Source organism: Pseudomonas hunanensis (assembly GCF_013393325.1).
GTDB classification, from domain to species: Bacteria; Pseudomonadota; Gammaproteobacteria; order Pseudomonadales; family Pseudomonadaceae; genus Aquipseudomonas; species Aquipseudomonas putida_P.
This window is the reverse complement of the sequence record NZ_QJRC01000080.1, coordinates 150,232-167,385: the sequence shown is the minus strand read 5'-3', so window position 1 is coordinate 167,385 and position 17,154 is coordinate 150,232. Positions and strand designations below refer to the sequence as shown.

At 64.6% G+C, this 17,154-nt stretch carries 15 protein-coding genes; 9 read left to right on the top strand and 6 right to left on the bottom strand.

The window, feature by feature from the left end; all coding sequences use genetic code 11:
• Position 1: 1 nt before the first annotated feature.
• Together DM807_RS09290 and DM807_RS09285 are read left to right on the top strand one after the other, a co-directional pair.
• The gene (locus DM807_RS09290) at positions 2-3,133 is read left to right on the top strand and encodes an efflux RND transporter permease subunit (protein ID WP_060494047.1); all 3,132 of its coding nucleotides are present in this window, start codon (positions 2-4) and stop codon (positions 3,131-3,133) included.
• Positions 3,133-4,536: an efflux transporter outer membrane subunit gene (locus DM807_RS09285; protein WP_176729476.1), complete on the top strand. Its 1,404-nt coding sequence runs from the start codon at positions 3,133-3,135 to the stop codon at positions 4,534-4,536. The genes DM807_RS09290 and DM807_RS09285 overlap by 1 nt, the downstream gene beginning before the upstream one ends.
• A gap of 88 nt (positions 4,537-4,624) precedes the next feature.
• Here the strand turns inward: DM807_RS09285 and DM807_RS09280 are convergent, their stop codons facing one another.
• The 3 genes from DM807_RS09280 to DM807_RS09270 form a co-directional block, all read right to left on the bottom strand.
• Positions 4,625-5,182 (bottom strand): TetR/AcrR family transcriptional regulator, encoded by a 558-nt coding sequence (locus tag DM807_RS09280; protein ID WP_012272073.1) that lies wholly within the window; start codon positions 5,180-5,182, stop codon positions 4,625-4,627.
• A gap of 179 nt (positions 5,183-5,361) precedes the next feature.
• Entirely contained in the window at positions 5,362-7,362 is a 2,001-nt protein-coding gene (locus DM807_RS09275) for a peptidase U32 family protein (protein WP_060494046.1), read from the bottom strand.
• A 127-nt stretch (positions 7,363-7,489) separates the two neighbouring features.
• Complete coding sequence (locus DM807_RS09270; protein WP_179027300.1) at positions 7,490-7,870, bottom strand: RidA family protein; 381 nt, start codon at positions 7,868-7,870, stop codon at positions 7,490-7,492.
• A gap of 137 nt (positions 7,871-8,007) precedes the next feature.
• Here DM807_RS09270 and DM807_RS09265 point away from each other — a divergent pair, with 137 nt between their 5' ends.
• Positions 8,008-8,700, top strand: a complete 693-nt coding sequence (locus DM807_RS09265; RefSeq protein ID WP_041166481.1) for a tRNA (adenine(22)-N(1))-methyltransferase — start codon at positions 8,008-8,010, stop codon at positions 8,698-8,700.
• Position 8,701: 1 nt separating this feature from the next.
• Here the strand turns inward: DM807_RS09265 and DM807_RS09260 are convergent, their stop codons facing one another.
• Positions 8,702-8,962 carry a DUF2790 domain-containing protein gene (locus DM807_RS09260; protein WP_012272076.1) on the bottom strand — a complete coding sequence of 87 codons (261 nt, stop codon included), beginning with the start codon at positions 8,960-8,962 and terminating at the stop codon, positions 8,702-8,704.
• A 124-nt stretch (positions 8,963-9,086) separates the two neighbouring features.
• On the opposite strand from DM807_RS09260, the gene DM807_RS09255 reads away from it, so the two are divergent.
• Positions 9,087-10,019 carry a LysR family transcriptional regulator gene (locus DM807_RS09255; RefSeq protein ID WP_179027299.1) on the top strand — a complete coding sequence of 311 codons (933 nt, stop codon included), beginning with the start codon at positions 9,087-9,089 and terminating at the stop codon, positions 10,017-10,019.
• A gap of 144 nt (positions 10,020-10,163) precedes the next feature.
• Here the strand turns inward: DM807_RS09255 and DM807_RS09250 are convergent, their stop codons facing one another.
• On the bottom strand, positions 10,164-11,315 hold the full coding sequence (locus DM807_RS09250) for an acyl-CoA dehydrogenase family protein (protein ID WP_012272078.1): 1,152 nt from the start codon (positions 11,313-11,315) through the stop codon (positions 10,164-10,166).
• A 16-nt stretch (positions 11,316-11,331) separates the two neighbouring features.
• Positions 11,332-12,402 carry an enoyl-CoA hydratase/isomerase family protein gene (locus tag DM807_RS09245; RefSeq protein WP_179027298.1) on the bottom strand — a complete coding sequence of 357 codons (1,071 nt, stop codon included), beginning with the start codon at positions 12,400-12,402 and terminating at the stop codon, positions 11,332-11,334.
• A gap of 255 nt (positions 12,403-12,657) precedes the next feature.
• Between DM807_RS09245 and mdcA the strand changes: the two genes are divergently transcribed.
• From mdcA to mdcE, 5 genes are read left to right on the top strand one after another with little or no spacing between them, the layout of a single operon-like run.
• Complete coding sequence (mdcA, locus tag DM807_RS09240) at positions 12,658-14,319, top strand: malonate decarboxylase subunit alpha (RefSeq protein ID WP_012272080.1); 1,662 nt, start codon at positions 12,658-12,660, stop codon at positions 14,317-14,319.
• A complete protein-coding gene (locus DM807_RS09235) occupies positions 14,319-15,224 on the top strand; it encodes a triphosphoribosyl-dephospho-CoA synthase (RefSeq protein ID WP_060514172.1) in 906 nt (301 codons plus the stop codon). Before mdcA ends, DM807_RS09235 begins: the two co-directional genes overlap by 1 nt.
• 1 nt (position 15,225) lies before the next feature.
• Positions 15,226-15,525, top strand: a complete 300-nt coding sequence (locus DM807_RS09230) for a malonate decarboxylase subunit delta (protein ID WP_012272082.1) — start codon at positions 15,226-15,228, stop codon at positions 15,523-15,525.
• Positions 15,518-16,366, top strand: coding sequence for a biotin-independent malonate decarboxylase subunit beta (locus DM807_RS09225; protein ID WP_060514171.1), 849 nt, complete (start codon positions 15,518-15,520; stop codon positions 16,364-16,366). Before DM807_RS09230 ends, DM807_RS09225 begins: the two co-directional genes overlap by 8 nt.
• Positions 16,363-17,154: a biotin-independent malonate decarboxylase subunit gamma gene (gene mdcE, locus DM807_RS09220; protein WP_179027297.1), complete on the top strand. Its 792-nt coding sequence runs from the start codon at positions 16,363-16,365 to the stop codon at positions 17,152-17,154. The genes DM807_RS09225 and mdcE overlap by 4 nt, the downstream gene beginning before the upstream one ends.

Sequence of the window (17,154 nt, the reverse complement as noted above, 5' to 3'; positions counted from 1 at the left end):
GATGTCCAAGTTCTTCATCAAACGGCCGAACTTCGCCTGGGTCGTGGCGCTGTTCATTTCCCTGGCGGGGTTGCTGGTCATACCTACGCTGCCGGTGGCCCAGTACCCTAACGTAGCGCCACCACAAATCACCATCACCGCTACCTACCCAGGGGCTTCGGCCAAGGTGCTGGTGGACTCGGTTACCAGCATCATCGAAGAGTCGCTCAACGGCGCCAAGAACCTGCTGTATTTCGAGTCGACCAACAACTCCAACGGCATGGCCGAAGTGGTGGTCACCTTCGAGCCGGGTACCGACCCGGAACTGGCCCAGGTCGATGTGCAGAACCGCCTGAAAAAGGCCGAAGCACGCATGCCGCAGGCGGTGATCACCCAAGGCATCCAGGTCGAGCAGACCAGTGCCGGCTTCCTGCTGATCTACGCCCTCAGCTACAAGGAGGGCGCAGGCCAGGCCGATACCACGGCGCTGGGCGACTACGCCGCGCGCAACATCAACAATGAGCTGCGCCGGGTCCCGGGCGTGGGCAAGTTGCAGTTCTTCTCGTCGGAAGCCGCCATGCGCGTGTGGGTCGACCCACAGAAACTGGTGGGCTATGGGCTGTCGATCGATGACGTGAGCAATGCCATCCGTGGTCAGAACGTGCAGGTGCCGGCCGGCAGCTTCGGCAGCGCGCCGGGCAGCAGCCAGCAGGAGCTGACTGCCACCCTGGCGGTGCAAGGCACCCTGGACGACCCTCAGGCGTTCGGCCGAGTGGTACTGCGCGCCAACCCGGACGGTTCGCTGGTGCGCCTGGCCGATGTCGCCCGCCTGGAAGTGGGCATGGAAAGCTACAACTTTTCTTCGCGCCTGAATGGCAAACCTGCGGTGGCCGGTGCGGTGCAGCTGGCGCCGGGCGCCAATGCGCTGAAAACTGCCGATCTGGTCAAGGAGCGCCTGGCCGAGCTGAGCGCGTTCTTCCCCGAGGGCGTCGAGTACTCGGTGCCCTATGACACCTCGCGTTTTGTCGACGTGGCCATCGAAAAGGTCATTCACACCCTGCTCGAAGCCATGGTGCTGGTATTCCTGGTGATGTTCCTGTTCCTGCAGAACATCCGCTACACGCTGATCCCGTCGATCGTGGTACCGGTGTGCCTGCTGGGCACGTTGATGGTGATGAAGCTGCTGGGCTTCTCGGTGAACATGATGACCATGTTCGGCATGGTGCTGGCGATCGGCATCCTGGTCGACGACGCCATCGTGGTGGTGGAAAACGTCGAGCGGATCATGGCCGAGGAAGGGCTGTCGCCTGTCGACGCCACCATCAAGGCAATGGGCCAGGTGTCCGGCGCGATCATCGGCATCACCCTGGTACTGTCGGCCGTATTCATGCCACTGGCGTTCATGTCGGGTTCGGTGGGGGTGATCTACCAGCAGTTTTCGCTGTCGCTGGCGGTGTCGATCCTGTTCTCGGGCTTCCTCGCGCTTACCTTTACCCCGGCCCTGTGCGCCACGATGCTCAAGCCGGTGGCCCCTGGGCACCATGAAAAGCGCGGCTTCTTCGGCGCTTTCAACCGTGGCTTTGCGCGGCTGACCGAGCGCTACTCGGTGATGAACAACGCCCTGGTGCGCCGTGCCGGCCGCTACATGCTGCTGTATGCCGGTATTCTGGCGATGCTCGGCTATTTCTACCTGCGCCTGCCGGAATCCTTCGTACCGGTGGAAGACCAGGGCTATGCGATCGTTGACGTGCAGCTGCCGCCGGGCGCCAGCCGCGTGCGTACCGACGCCACCGGGCAGGCCCTGGAGCAGTTCCTGATGTCCCGCGAGGCGCTGGCCTCGGCATTCCTGGTCAGCGGCTTCAGCTTCTCGGGCATGGGCGAGAACGCCGCGTTGGCATTCCCTACCTACAAAGACTGGTCGGTACGTAGCGCCGAGCAATCGGTGGATGCCGAAACTCAGGCGATCAATGCGCAATTTGCCAGCCATGGCGATGGCACGATCATGGCGGTCAACCCGCCGCCGATCGATGGCCTGGGCAACGCCGGTGGCTTCGCCCTGCGCCTGCTCGACCGTGGCGGCCTGGGCCGTGAGGCCTTGCTGGCGGCACGCGACAAGATCCTGGGCGAGGCCAACGGCAACCCAGTCATCCTTTACGCGATGATGGAAGGGTTGGCAGAAGCGCCGCAGTTGCGGGTCGACATCGATCGGGAAAAGGCCCGTGCCCTTGGCGTGCCCTTCGAAACCATCAACAGCACCCTGGCCACCGCCTTTGGCTCGGCAGTGATCAACGACTTCACCAACGCTGGCCGGCAACAACGGGTGGTGGTGCAGGCAGAGCAGGGCGAGCGCATGACCCCGGAAAGCGTGCTGCGCCTGTACGCGCCGAACGTCGATGGCCAGCAGGTGCCGTTCAGCAGCTTCGTCACCACCCGTTGGGAAGAAGGGCCGGTACAGATCGTGCGTTACAACGGCTACCCGTCGATCCGCATTTCCGGTGATGCCGCGCCGGGCTACAGCACCGGCCAGGCGATGGCCGAAATGGAGCGCCTGGTCAGTGAACTGCCGCCGGGGATCGGCTACGCCTGGACGGGGCTTTCTTACCAGGAGAAGGTCTCCAGCGGCCAGGCCAGCAGCCTGTTCGCCCTGGCCATCCTGGTGGTGTTCCTGCTGCTGGTGGCGTTGTACGAAAGCTGGGCGATCCCGCTGACGGTGATGCTCATCGTGCCGATCGGTGCGTTGGGCGCGGTGCTGGCGGTGATGGTCACCGGCATGCCCAACGATGTGTACTTCAAGGTTGGCCTGATCACCATCATCGGCTTGGCGGCGAAGAACGCCATCCTCATCGTCGAGTTCGCCAAGGAGCTGTGGGAGAAAGGCTATAGCCTGCGTGACGCTGCGATCGAAGCCGCGCGCCTGCGCTTTCGGCCGATCGTGATGACTTCGATGGCGTTCATCCTCGGCGTGGTACCCCTGGCGATCGCCAGCGGTGCCGGTGCTGCCAGCCAGCGGGCGATTGGTACCGGGGTGATCGGCGGCATGCTCAGCGCCACGTTGCTGGGCGTGCTGTTCGTGCCGATCTGTTTTGTCTGGGTGCTGTCGCTGCTCAAGCGCAAGCCAGCGCCGCAGGCCCAACCTGCCGAGGTGCTGGAGTGATGGCCATGCGTAATCTGTTCGTGCCGATTGCCATGGCTTTGCTGGCCAGCGGCTGCTCCCTGGCACCGACCTACCAGCGCCCCGAGGCGCCGGTGGCGAACCAGTGGAGCGACGCCACCAACCACACAGGGCAGCAGGTGGACAAGCTGGGCTGGCAAGCCTTTATCGTCGACCCGACGTTGCGCCAGTTGGTGAACACGGCGCTGGACGACAACCGCTCGCTGCGCCAGACGCTGCTGGACATCGACCAGGCACGGGCGCAGTTCCGCATCCAGCGCGCGGACCGTGTGCCGGGGCTGAGCGCTGGTGCTTCCGGTAATCGACAGCACCAGCCTGCCGGGCTGTCCAGTGATGGCCGCGAGGGCGTCGCCAGCACCTATCAGGTTGGCCTTTCGTTGCCTGAGTACGAGGTCGACCTGTTCGGTCGGGTGAAAAGCCTGAGCGATGCAGCGCTGGAGCAATACTTGGCCACGGAGGAGGCTGGCCGTGCGGCGCGCATCGCCTTGATCGCCGAGGTGAGCCAGGCCTACCTGACCCTGGACGGTAGCGAGCGGCGCCTGGCGTTGATCCGGCAGACCCTGGCCAGCCGCGAGCGCTCGCTGGCGCTGATCGACCAACGCCGCGCCGCCGGGACCGCCACGGCGCTGGACCACCAGGAAGCGCTCGGCCTGGTCGAGCAAGCGCGCGCCGAGCAAGAAAGCAACCTGCGCCAGCGCCAGCAGGCCTACAACGCCTTGGTGTTGCTGGTAGGCAATAGTGAGGCGACCCAGGCTCTACCGGTCGAACGCCAGGCAGAACCCAGCGTGCTGCAGGACATTACCCCCGGTGCCCCGTCGGCGCTGCTTGAACGGCGCCCGGACATCCTTGCTGCCGAGCACCGCTTGCGGGCGCGCAATGCCGATATCGGCGCGGCGCGGGCGGCGTTCTTCCCGCGTATCAGCCTGACCGGCAGCTTGGGTACGTCGAGTACGCAGGTGTCTGGTTTGTTCGAGGGCGGTTCGCGTAGCTGGAGCTTCATGCCCCAGGTGTCGCTGCCCATATTCGATGCTGGGCGCAATCAGGCTGGGCTGAGCCTGGCCGAGGCGCGCAAGGATTCGGCGGTGGCAGCTTATGAAGGGGCGATCCAGCAGGCGTTCCGCGAAGTAGCGGATGCCCTGGCGGCCACCGATACCCTGCGCCGTGAGGAAGTCGCGCGGCGGGCCCTGGCCGATACCAGCCGCGCCACCTTGACCCTGGCCAAGGCGCGCTATGAGGGTGGGATCGACAGCCACCTGCGTTACCTGGATGCGCAGCGTAGCGATTTTGTGAATGAAGCGGCGTACATCGAGGCGAGTACACAACGGCAGCTTGCGCTGGTGGACCTGTTCCGCGCCTTGGGCGGCGGCTGGCCGGCACGCGGCTGAAAAAGGCTCCTTTGGTTGGATGATCCAACCGCTTTGGCCCTTGGGACTTGTGCCCAGGGGCCTTTTTTTTGCGCGTAGGCCAATGGCCTCAACCCCTGGCCAGCGCCCCCTGCAGGAACAATTGCTCCAAGGCCTGCGCCGAATTGGCACTGGCTGCGCGCCCGCGCCGCTCGGCGTCGACCATGGCGTAGATCTGGGTGATGAACACTTCGGTAAACACCGCTGCGCTGATGTCGATGCGCAACACGCCCATCTGTTGCGCACGCAGGAAAAACGCATCCATCGCCCGGGTATAGGTCAACCAGCGGCGGTCTTCACTGTCGCCGAGCAATGTATCGGGGCGGTACTGAAACATCAGAAACACCAGCATTTCGCGGTGCTTGAGGTGTTCGGCAATCAGGTGACGCACCGCTTCCAAGGGGGCCGCGGTGTGCAAGGCGGCATTTGCAATCACCTGGTTGAGCACTTGCTCGCCGTGGTTTTCGAGCATGGCCACCAGGTTGTCGCGGGTGCCGCAGAAGCGGTGCAGGGTAGCTTTGCTGACGCCGGCGGTCTCGGCCAGTTCCTTGAGCGTGGCGCGCGGGTGGACCACGATGGCGTGGGCCAGGGCCTTGAGCAGGCGTTCATCGTGGGGAGTGGGGGTCATCGGCATGCCTCGCGTGGGGTCGCAGGGCAATTATTGTGCAGAAAATGAGGCATGGATCAAGCTTTAAGGTCTCATATGAGACTATTTTGTGTCTTGGCTGGCCGCCCCCCCGTACAGGGCTACTCCCACAGGGTGCAGGAGCAGCTTTGTGCGGCGAAAGGGCCGTTACCGGCTAACGATCAATGCGCCCCGCGCGGAATCGTCTTCAACAGGTCTTCCGGGCTGATATGCCCCACCACCTGCGCCACCGCGCTACCTGGGGTCGGCAGGTCGATGATGTGGTTTTTCATCTTGCCGATCACATGCATCTCGCACGGCTTGCAGTCGAACTTCAGGGTCAGCACTTCGTCACCCTGAATCAGCTGCATCGGTGCCACCTTGGTGCGCACACCGGTTACGCCTTTGGCCTGCTTGGGGCACAAATTGAAGGAGAAGCGCAGGCAGTGCTTGGTGATCATCACCGGTACTTCGCCGTGTTCTTCATGGGCCTCGTAGGCCGCGTCGATCAGTTGCACGCCGTGGCGGTGGTAGAAATCGCGCGCCTTCTGGTTGTACACGTTGGCCAGGAACGACAGGTGCGACTCGGGGTATACCGGCGGCGGCGTGGTCTCGGCCTTGCGCCCGCCGCGCGGGTGCGCCTGCACGCGTGCTTCGGTCAGTGCCTCGATGGCTTCGCGGCGCAGAGCCTTGAGCTGTGAGTTGGGGATGAAGTACGCCTGCGGGGCATCCAGCTGGATGCTGTCGGCATGGTACATCGTGGTACCCAGTTGGCCGAGCAGGTCGTGCAGTTGTTCCAGCGCCTGCTGCGGCTTGTTGGCTGCGCCGAACGGGCCGTCCAGGGCTACCTGCACGCTCACACCTTCTTCACTGCCAAGGGTAAGCATCAGGCGCTGCTCGCGCAGTACTGCGTGCCATTCCACACCGACCCGGCGCTCGGAGGAGGTGCGTTGCAGGGCTTGCTGCCAGTTGTGGTCGAGGTTGCGCGACAGCGGGTGGTTGGGCCGCAGCTTGTACAGGCCTTCGGGCATTTCGTTGGGTTCGACGCGGTAGCGGTAGCGCTTGCTGCCGTCTTCCTCGAACTCGCCACGGGGTTCGGCGATGTTGGCGCGAAAGCCCACCACTTCGCGTTTGACCAGCACATTGAGGCCGTCGCCGTTGGTCAGCGGTACGTCGGTGACCACTTGCATGTCACGCTTGCCGACCTTTTCCACCACACCCACCGGCAGGCCGGTGAAGGTTGGCGAGTCGAAGGCGCCGATATCGACCTTGCGGTCGGTGACGAAGTAGTCGGTGCTGCCACGGTGGAACGTTTTGTCAGGGTCGGGCAGGAAGAAGTGCTGGGTCCGGCCGCTGGACGCACGGGCGTATTCCGGGCGGCCTTCAAGAATGGCGTCGAGCTCTTTGCGGTAGTGGGCGGTGATGTTCTTCACATAGCCCATGTCCTTGTAGCGGCCCTCGATCTTGAACGAACGCACGCCGGCATCCACCAGGTCGGCCAGGTTGGCGGTCTGGTTGTTGTCCTTCATCGACAGCAGGTGCTTCTCGAACGCCACCACGCGGCCCTGGTCATCTTTAAGGGTGTAGGGCAGGCGGCAGGCTTGCGAGCAGTCGCCACGGTTGGCACTGCGGCCGGTCTGCGCATGGGAAATGTTGCATTGGCCGGAAAACGCTACGCACAGCGCGCCGTGGATGAAGAACTCGATGGCGGCATCGGTTTCAGCGGCGATGGCGCGGATCTGCTGCAGGTTCAGCTCACGGGCCAGTACCAGCTGCGAGAAACCGGCCTGGTCGAGGAACTTGGCCCGTTCCAGGGTACGGATGTCGGTCTGGGTACTGGCGTGCAGCTCGATGGGCGGAATGTCCAGCTCCATCACCCCCAGATCCTGCACGATCAGTGCGTCGACGCCGGCGTCGTACAGCTGATGGATCAGCTTGCGCGCTGGTTCCAGCTCGTTGTCGTGGAGGATGGTGTTGATCGTGGTGAACACCCGTGCATGGTAGCGACGGGCGAACTCGACCAGTTCGGCAATATCGCTGACGTCGTTGCAGGCGTTATGGCGCGCGCCGAAGCTTGGGCCGCCGATATAGATGGCGTCAGCGCCGTGCAGGATCGCTTCACGGGCGATGGCCACGTCACGGGCAGGGCTGAGCAGTTCCAGGTGATTCTTTGGAAGAGACATGTCGTTATATTTTCGGGCTGTCACGGTTTAGGCGGGCATTGTAGCGGTGAAACGGGTTGGCGGCATCATCGGGGTGCCGGGAGGTGCAGGGTAAGGTGGGAGCGAGGACCGCTCCCACAAGCGCCGATCAGCGCTTGGCGGCCATTGCGGTCACTTCGACGCGCATGCCTTCGAATGCCAGCGAGGCCACACCCACGGCGGCACGCACCGGCCAGGGCTTGCTGAAGAAGCGCTGGTACACCTCGTTGAACGCGGCGCGGTCGGCCATGTCGGTGAGGTAGATGGTCAGGTGCAGCACGCGGTCCATGCCGCTGCCGGCTTTCTCCAGCGCCACTTTCAGCGCCTGCAGGGTGCATTCGCTCTGCTCGGCGATGCCGCCCAGCTCCAGGCTGCCATCGGCGTGGGTCGGGATCTGCGTGGTGACCAGCACGCCGTTGTACTCGGCGACATCGGACGAAATCGATTCGGCGTCCGGGTCCGGGGTGTAGATGATGTCTGCATGTGCCATGGTGTGTTTTGCCTTGCTACGGAAGGAAAACGGCAAGCCTACGCGAGCGCACCAGCCCGGTCGAGGGTGCCCCGGTGTTTGAAATACGCGGCGTTCACCGTCAGAATCGCGGCCGATTGCAAAACCAGGGGTTTACGTTGAACGAACAGACTTTGTCCAGGCGCCTGGAGCGCGTGGCCGCTCATGTGCCGCAGGGCGCGCGCCTGGCCGACATCGGCTCGGACCACGGCTACCTGCCAGTGGCCTTGATGCTGCGTGGCGTGCTCGAGGCCGCCGTGGCGGGTGAAGTGGCCGAGACGCCGTTCGCTTCGGCCCAGCGCAATGTGCGCAGAAACGGCCTGCAGGAGCGGGTAACCGTGCGCCTGGCCAATGGCCTGGCAGCGATCGAGCCGCAAGACCGCATCTCGGTGGTGAGCATCTGCGGCATGGGCGGCGACACCATGTGCGAGATTCTCGAGGCCGGCAAGCAGTGTCTGGGCGGCGTCACGCGCCTGGTACTGCAGCCCAATGGCGGTGAGCGCGAGCTGCGCCAGTGGTTGGCGGGCAATGGTTACCAGATCGTTTGCGAAGAGCTGCTGCGGGAAAACCGCTTCGACTACGAAATCATCGTCGCCGAGCCGGGCAGGGTGGTGTATAGCGCAGAACAGCTGTACTTCGGCCCGGTACTGATGCAGGAAAAAAGCGAAGCGTTTCGGGTCAAGTGGCAGCGGATGCTGCGGCAGAAGCAGCAGACCCTGGCCAATTTCCAGCGGGCCCGTGACGCGGTGCCACAGGCGAAAATCGACGACTTCAATCAGCAGGTGGGTTGGATCACCCAGCTACTGGCCTGATTCACTGCTGCGAGCAGTTGCCCATTTCCCGGTAGTCGACTTCGCGCTTCTGGCCCTGGTGGTCGACGTACACCATGTGTGCGGTGCCCACCTGGCAGTCGGCGGCGTTGCTGGCCGGGGTGATGGAGATGACCTTGGCCACGTCCAGCGGCATGCCGTATTCATAGGTGTTGCTCACGGGCTGGTTGCTGGCCGTATCAGCGAAGGCACCGAACGAAGCCAGGGCAGCGGCAACGGCAAACACAGCGATCGAACGTTTCATGGCAGGCTCCTTTTTCAATGTATGACTAATGATGTATTCATTGGTCATCCACAATAAATGGGCTAACTCGTGATAGATTCCTGCCTGTAACGCAAGAATAAGACTGAACAAGGAGCACACCCTCATGGACATGCTGCATGCCATGCGTACCTTCGCTCGTGTGGTGGAATGTGGCAGTTTCGCTGCAGCCGCCAATGCCCTGGATATTTCCGCAGCACAGGTTTCGCGCATCGTCGCGGAGCTTGAGAACCAGCTGCAGACCCGCCTGTTGCACCGCACCACCCGGCGCCTGCGCATGAGCGAGGCGGGCGAACGGTTTCTGGAGCGTGCGCGGCAGATCATGCTGCTGACCGAGGAAGCGGTGGGCGAGGCCCGAGGTGCGCACCTCACGCCGCGTGGCCATCTGCGCCTGCATTGCCCGCACGGCCTGGGCCTGTTGTTGATGCCGCTGGTGGCCGGCTACAACGCGCTGTGCCCGGAAGTGGTAATCGAATTGACCCTGTCCCAGCGCAACCCAGACCCGCTGGCCGAAGGGCATGACGTGGTGATCACCGTGGACGGTGCGCTGCCGGATTCGCAGTTGATAGCCGTGCCGCTGGGCAACATCTTCAGTATCCCTTGTGCGGCACCCAGCTACCTGAACCGGCATGGCGTGCCCGAGCGCCCCGAGGACCTGCATGCGCACCGCTGCCTACGCATGGCTTACCCGATGTATGAAGGCGACTGGGTATTCCCCCAGGGTGTGGACCAGTGCGTGATCACACCGAGCGACAACTTCTCCACCAACGTGGCCGACGCCATGCTGGTGGCCAGTGAGTTGGGCATGGGGATTGGCTTGCTGCCGTTCTATACGGCCAGCCAGGCGATCGAGCAGGGGCGTTTGTGCCGGCTGCTGGCGCCGTACCGGCTGCGGGAAAGTGCGCTGTATGCGATGTACCCGTCACGGCATTACCTGGATGCCAAGGTGCGGACCTGGATCGACTACCTCAAGGAGCAACTGCCGGCGTTGTTCGAGGGGCATGCCAGGGTGGTGGATGATTCGAGGTATTGGCGCTGAAATACTGATCTGCTTTCTTGTAGGAGCGGCCTTGCGTCGCGATTGGGCCGCAAAGCGGCCCCAGCAATTTCGGCGTGTGACGCAGATTGTGGGGCCGCGTTGCGGCCCAATCGCGACACAAGGCCGCTCCTACAGGCCGCCGTGTTACAGGGGATAGTGCTTCAGCTCGCGCGCAATCAGCATGCGCTGGATCTCGCTCGACCCTTCATAGATCTGGGTAATCCGCGCATCCCGGTAATAGCGCTCCACCGGGTAATCTTCCAGGTAGCCATAGCCACCATGTACCTGGATCGCCATCGAACACACCCGCTCGGCCATTTCCGAAGCGAACAGCTTGGCCTGTGACGCTTCCGAAAGGCACGGCTTGCCGGCGCTGCGCAGGCGCGCGGCATGCAGGATCAGCAAACGTGCGGCGTTCACCTGTACCTGCATGTCGGCCAGCAGGTTGGCGATGCTCTGGTGTTCGTTGATCGGCTTGCCGAACTGCACGCGGTCACGTGAGTAGACCAGCGCGGCCTCGAATGCAGCGCGGGCAATGCCCAAGGCCTGGGCGGCAATGCCGATACGGCCGCCTTCGAGGTTGGACAGGGCAATGGCCAGCCCCTTTCCACGCTCACCCAGCAGGTTGGCGGCAGGGATGCGGCAGTTGTCGAAGGTGACCGCGCAGGTGTCGGAAGCGCGGATACCCATCTTGTGCTCGCTGCGGTCAACCTTGAACCCAGGGTTGTCGGTGGGCACCAAAAACGCCGACAGGCCTTTCTTGCCCAGCTCCGGGTCGGTCACTGCGAAAACGATGGCCAAACCGGCACGGCGGGCGTTGCTGACGAACTGCTTGGCGCCGTTGATCACCCACTGGCCATCCACCAGCTCGGCGCGGGTGCGCAGGTTGTGCGCTTCGGAGCCGGCCTGCGGCTCGGTCAGGCAGAAGCAACCGATCACCTCGCCGCTGGCCAGCCGTGGCAGCCATTGCTGTTGCTGTTCAGCCGTGCCATAGGCCAGCAGCGGGCCGCAGCCTACCGAGTTGTGGATGCTCATCATTGCCCCGGTGGCGCCGCAGCCGGCGGCGATCTCTTCCACGGCCAGGGCGTAGGCCACGTAGTCGGTGTAACTGCCGCCGAAGTCCTCTGGCACCACCATGCCCAGCAGGCCCAGTTCGCCCATTTTGCGCACCACGCCATCATCGATCCAGCCGGCCTTTTCCCAGGCCTGGGCATGCGGGGCGATTTCGCCACGGGCAAAGTCCCGGGCCATGTCGCGGATCATGACTTGTTCTTCGCTCAGTTCCAGGTCTTGCATCTGTGTACTCCCGGGCTCACAGGCCTTCGAAGAATTGGTCGACCCGCTGGCGCTGCAGCGCGGCCAGGGTCGGCGGGTTCCAGCGGGGCTGCTTGTCCTTGTCGATGATCAGGGCACGCACGCCTTCTATGATGTCGCCATGCTGGAACCACTGGCGGTCCAGGTGCAGCTCCATGGCAAAGCAGTCGTCAAGGCCCAACTGGCGGCCCCGGCGCAGCATCTCCAGGGTAACCGCCATGGCCAGGGGGGAGCGGGTTTCCAGCTGGTCGGCGGTGGCCACCGCCCAGGCGTGGCTGTCGCCAATGCTCACCGCGCGCAGTTGTTCGACAATGGCAGGCAGGTCGGGCAGGGCGAAGAAGTGGTCGATGACCGGGCGCAGTTTTTCCAGTGGTGCATCGCCCAGCACCTGGGTGCCGAGCTTGGCCAGCAGGTTTTGCAGGTCTTTGAGCGGGTTGTCGCCAAACGTCAGCTGGTCCAGGCCCTGGTCGAGGGCGGCGAGCTGGTCGCTGGCCAGGTACCAGTCGGCCAGGCCGCAGTACAGGGCGTCGGCTGCCTGGACCTGGGCGCCGCTGACACCCAGGTAGATGCCCAGCTCGCCGGGGATGCGCGACAGGAAATAGCTGCCGCCGACATCAGGGAAGTAGCCGATACCGACTTCGGGCATGCCCAGGCGGCTACGTTCGGTCACCACGCGCAGGTCGCAGCCCTGGGCCAGGCCCATGCCGCCACCGAGGGTGAAACCGTCCATCAATACCAGTATCGGCTTGCGGTAGCGGTGGATGACCAGGTCGAGGGCGTATTCCTCGACGAAGAAGGTTTCATGCAGCGTGTCGCCGGCTTTGAAACTGTCGTGCAGCGAGCGGATATCGCCACCGGCACAGAACCCCTTGGGGCCTTCGCCGCGCAGCACCACGGCATGCACATGCGGGTCTTCGGCCCACTGGTCCAGGTGCTGGCGCAGGCTGCGTACCATGTCCAGGGTCAGGGCATTGAGGCCGGCAGGGCGGTTCAGGGTCAGGTGACCGATCTGGTTGCGGACTTCGGCCAGGATAGTGTCGGTTGCCGAGGCATTAGCGTGCGCAGTCATTGCGTTCTCCCTGCTTTGTTATTGATTTTCCAAGTGAAGTCTGGAGTTCGCTGGAGGATCTGAGGATCCTGTCATGCGAATTTGCCTTGCACAATCGACAATTATGCAGGGGCATCGTGCATTTTTGCTGTGAGCCAGTCATCGGGCTGGGCGATTCATTAACCTGACCGTAACGAACATGCCAGTTGCTTGATTGATCCGCCAAGCGGCCCAACCCTAAGGTGGCCTCCACGACAGCGAACCTGTGGAGTCACCATGACAATAACTCAGAATCCACCGCCGCAATGGTCGCGACGGCGCGCCGAAAAGCAGCGCCGCCTCGATCGGGTCCGCCACCTTGCCGATGGCGTGGTGCTGCCCACCGACCGCATCGTCGAAGCCCTGGAGTTGCTGCTGGCGCCCGGCGACCGGGTAGTGCTGGAAGGCAACAACCAGAAGCAGGCCGACTTCCTTTCCCGTTCGCTGGCCAAGGTCGACCCCGGGCGCCTGCACGACCTGCACATGATCATGCCCAGTGTCAGCCGCGCCGAGCACCTGGACCTGTTCGAGCGCGGCATCGCGCGCAAGCTCGACTTTTCTTTCGCTGGCCCGCAGAGCCTGCGCATTGGCCAGTTGCTGGAAGATGGCCTGCTCGAAGTCGGTGCCATCCACACCTATATCGAGCTTTACTCGCGGCTGCTGGTCGACCTGATCCCCAACGTTACCCTGGTAGCGGGCTTCATGGCCGACCGCGACGGCAACCTGTACACCGGCCCCAGCACCGAAGACACACCGGCCCTGGTGGAGCCGGCCGCGTTCAGCGATGGCATCGTCATCGCCCAGGTCAACCAACTGGTGGACCGCGTGGATGACCTGCCACGGGTCGATATCCCCGCGTCGTGGGTCGATTTCGTGGTGGTTGCCGACCAGCCTTTCTATATCGAGCCGCTGTTCACCCGCGACCCGCGCCATATCAAGCCGGTGCATGTGCTGATGGCGATGATGGCCATACGTGGCATCTACGAGAAACATCAGGTGCAGTCGTTGAACCACGGCATTGGCTTCAACACTGCCGCCATCGAGCTGATCCTGCCGACCTACGGCGAGTCTCTGGGCCTCAAGGGCAAGATCTGCCGCAACTGGACGCTCAACCCGCACCCGACACTGATCCCGGCCATCGAAACCGGCTGGGTGCAAAGCGTGCACTGTTTCGGCACCGAGCTGGGCATGGAGGACTACATTGCCCAGCGCCCGGATGTGTTCTTCACGGGCCGCGATGGCTCGCTGCGTTCCAACCGCATGATGTGCCAGCTGGCCGGGCAGTACGCGGTCGATCTGTTCATTGGCGCCACCTTGCAGGTGGATGGTGATGGCCATTCCTCGACCGTGACCCGTGGCCGCCTGGCCGGCTTCGGCGGTGCGCCGAACATGGGCCACGACCCTCGTGGCCGGCGCCACGCGACCCCGGCCTGGCTCGACATGACCGTGCCGGAAACAATGCTGGAGCGTGGCCGCAAGTTGGTGGTGCAGATGGTCGAGACCTACCAGGAAGGCGGCAAGCCCACCTTCGTGGAAACCCTCGATGCCGTGGAGGTGGCCAAAAAGGCCGGTATGCCGCTGGCACCAGTGATGATCTACGGCGACGACGTCACCCACCTGCTGACCGAGGAGGGCATTGCCTACCTGTACAAGGCCCGTAGCCTGGAAGAGCGCCAGCAGATGATCGCGGCCGTGGCCGGGGTTACTGCCATCGGCCTGCGGCACGACCCGAAGGACACCCTGCGCATGCGCCAGCAGGGCCTGATCGCCTTGCCCGAAGATCTCGGCATCCGCCGTACCGACGCCAGCCGTGAGCTGCTGGCCGCGCGCAGCATCGCCGACCTGGTCGAATGGTCCGGCGGCCTTTACAACCCGCCTGCACGGTTCAGGAGCTGGTGATGAAGGCACAAAACCTGAATTTTGAAGCCACTTCGGTCCTTGTGGGAGCGGGTGTGCCCGTTAAGCGGCCAGCCCAGCCAACGCCAATCCCACTGCCAGACCACCTCGCCGACCTGGCTGTGGAAGCGCTGATCGACGAAGCCGACCTGTCCCCCAAACCCGGCCTGGTCGACCGCCGCAGCAACGGCGCTCACCACGACATGACGCTGGCCTTGATGCACGCCTCGGCACTGGCCCTGTGGCCATGCCTGCGCAACATGGCAGCTGCCGCCCAGTCCATCGGTACGATCGGCCAGCCCCTGCGCGCCACGCTGGGCCAGCTCGGCCGCGAAGGAGAAACCGCGATGCTGGCCGCCACCCAAGGGGTAAACACCCACCGTGGCGCGATCTGGGCGTTGGGCTTGCTGGTAGCCGCCAGGGCCCTTGCCCCTCAGGCCGACGCCGCCACCCTGGCCGCCCGCGCCGGGCGTATCGCCCTGTTCGACGACCCGGCCATGCCGCACCACAACAGCCACGGCCAGCAGGTGCGCCACCGTTACGGCACCGGCGGCGCCCGCGAGCAGGCACAGCAAGGCTTCCCCGCGGTTATCGGCCATGGCTTGCCGCAACTGCTGCGCAGCCGCGCTGCCGGGGCCGGCGAGCCGCATGCCCGGCTCGACGCGTTGCTGGCGATCATGGCCGTGCTTAGCGACACCTGCGTGCTGTGGCGCAGCGGCCCAGCCGGGTTGGCCGCCGTGCAGCACGGGGCGCGTGCCGTACTCACTGAAGGCGGCAGCGCCACCCTGGCCGGGCGCCGGCACCTGCGCCGGCTGGACCAGCAACTGCTGCACCTGAATGCCTCACCGGGCGGCGCCGCCGACTTGCTTGCCGCCTGCCTGTTCCTCGACAAAGCCGGGAGCCTGTGACATGGAAACCCTGACCTTTAATTTTCCCGCCGCCGAACCTGGGCGTGGCCGTACGTTGGTGGGCTGCGTCAGCTCCGGCGACCTCGAAGTGCTGATCGAACCCGGCACTGCCGGCAGCCTGCAGATCCAGGTGGTGACCTCGGTCAACGGCAGTGCAGCCCGCTGGGCGCAACTGTTCCAGCGCCTGTTCGAGGGCCGCGCCTGGCCGGCCGTGAACATCGACATCCATGACTTCGGCGCCACCCCAGGCGTGGTGCGCCTGCGCCTTGAGCAAGGCTTCGAGGAGATCGCCCATGACTGACACCGCACGCTTGCTGCGCAGCCGCAGCTTTGTCGAACTGGGTGCCCGCCAGCGCGCCCGCGTTGTGCTCGACCCTGGCAGCTTCCGTGAACTGCTGGGCCCGTTCGACCGCCTGATGTCGCCGTGGTTGCCGCGCCAGGGCATCGTGCCACAGGCCGATGATGGCGTGGTTATCGCCAAGGGCCTGCTGAACGGGCGCAATGCCGTGGTCGCTGCGATTGAAGGGGGGTTCCAGGGCGGCAGCATGGGCGAGGTGGGCGGCGCCAAGATTGCCGGAGCCTTGGAACTGGCCATCGAAGACAACCGCAACGGCATCCCCACCTGCGCCGTGTTGCTGCTGGAAACCGGCGGCGTGCGCTTGCAGGAAGCCAACCTGGGCCTGGCGGCGATTGCCGAAATCCAGGCTGCCATCGTCGAGCTGCGCGCCTGGCAGCCGGTGATCGGGCTGATCGCAGGTTCGGTCGGCTGCTTTGGCGGCATGTCCATCGCCGCCGGCCTGTGCAGCCACTTGCTGGTCACCCGCGAAGCCCGCCTGGGCCTCAATGGCCCGCAGGTCATCGAGCAAGAGGCGGGCATTGGCGAATACGACGCCAAGGACCGCCCCTTCATCTGGAGCCTGAGCGGTGGCGAGCAACGCCATGCCAGCGGGCTGGTGGACGCCTACGTGGCCGACGACATCGAAGCCCTGCGCGAACGCTTGCAGCAACTGCTGGGCCAACCTTCCAAAGACCGCGCCAGCCAACACGCCTGGTTCCTTGCACACCTGGCCCAGCTGGGCGACGACTGCCCGCAACTGGATGCCGCCGCCGTGCGCGCCCTTTACCAAGGAGAAACCCAATGAACCGTGCCTTGAACTGGCTGCCGGGCCTGGCCGGTGGGCAAGCCTTGCCAGGCTATCCTGCCTCGCTGCGGGTGATCGACGGCGAATTGGACAACCGCCTGGCACGCTTCATCGCCGTGGTGCCGGATGCCGACAACCCGTTCCCCCGCGCGCGCTCAGGCGAGGTCGGCCTGCTGGAAGGCTGGGGTTTGGCCAAGGCCGTGAGCGACGCGGTGGAAGCTGATCGCAACGGCCAGAAGCGCGCCATTGTCGCGGTGATCGACGTGCCCAGCCAGGCCTATGGCCGCCGCGAAGAAGCGCTGGGTATCCACCAGGCGTTGGCCGGTGCCGTGCAGGCCTATGCCCAGGCGCGGCTGGCCGGGCACCCGGTGATCGGCCTGCTGGTCGGCAAGGCCATGTCAGGCGCCTTCCTGGCCCATGGCTACCAAGCCCAGCGCCTGATTGCCCTGGACGATGCCGGGGTGATGGTGCACGCCATGGGCAAGGCGGCAGCGGCGCGCATCACCTTGCGCAGCGTCGAGCAACTGGAAGCCTTGGCCGCCGAGGTGCCGCCGATGGCCTACGACCTGGGCAGCTACGCCTCGCTGGGCCTGCTGTGGCGCCGCCTGGCGGTAGACAGCGCCGAGACGCCGAGCAGCGCTGACCTCGCTCGGGTGCGTACTTGCCTGGTTGAGGCGGTGCATGACATCGGCAACTCGACTGACCTGACGTCACGGCTGGCGGGCGAAAACCGCAGTGCCTCGCGCCAGGTTCGTGAACAGCTGCGTCGTCAGTGGCAGGGCGCCTGA

Coding starts and splice junctions, on each gene's coding strand:
- DM807_RS09275 (WP_060494046.1), bottom strand. CDS start 7,362: ATGTCTCTTCCAAAGAATCACCTGGAACTGCTCAGCCCTGCCCGTGAC.
- DM807_RS09230 (WP_012272082.1), top strand. CDS start 15,226: ATGGAAACCCTGACCTTTAATTTTCCCGCCGCCGAACCTGGGCGTGGC.
- DM807_RS09255 (WP_179027299.1), top strand. CDS start 9,087: ATGGACATGCTGCATGCCATGCGTACCTTCGCTCGTGTGGTGGAATGT.
- DM807_RS09235 (WP_060514172.1), top strand. CDS start 14,319: ATGAAGGCACAAAACCTGAATTTTGAAGCCACTTCGGTCCTTGTGGGA.
- DM807_RS09260 (WP_012272076.1), bottom strand. CDS start 8,962: ATGAAACGTTCGATCGCTGTGTTTGCCGTTGCCGCTGCCCTGGCTTCG.
- DM807_RS09245 (WP_179027298.1), bottom strand. CDS start 12,402: ATGACTGCGCACGCTAATGCCTCGGCAACCGACACTATCCTGGCCGAA.
- mdcE (WP_179027297.1), top strand. CDS start 16,363: ATGAACCGTGCCTTGAACTGGCTGCCGGGCCTGGCCGGTGGGCAAGCC.
- DM807_RS09280 (WP_012272073.1), bottom strand. CDS start 5,182: ATGACCCCCACTCCCCACGATGAACGCCTGCTCAAGGCCCTGGCCCAC.
- mdcA (WP_012272080.1), top strand. CDS start 12,658: ATGACAATAACTCAGAATCCACCGCCGCAATGGTCGCGACGGCGCGCC.
- DM807_RS09225 (WP_060514171.1), top strand. CDS start 15,518: ATGACTGACACCGCACGCTTGCTGCGCAGCCGCAGCTTTGTCGAACTG.
- DM807_RS09270 (WP_179027300.1), bottom strand. CDS start 7,870: ATGGCACATGCAGACATCATCTACACCCCGGACCCGGACGCCGAATCG.
- DM807_RS09290 (WP_060494047.1), top strand. CDS start 2: ATGTCCAAGTTCTTCATCAAACGGCCGAACTTCGCCTGGGTCGTGGCG.
- DM807_RS09250 (WP_012272078.1), bottom strand. CDS start 11,315: ATGCAAGACCTGGAACTGAGCGAAGAACAAGTCATGATCCGCGACATG.
- DM807_RS09285 (WP_176729476.1), top strand. CDS start 3,133: ATGGCCATGCGTAATCTGTTCGTGCCGATTGCCATGGCTTTGCTGGCC.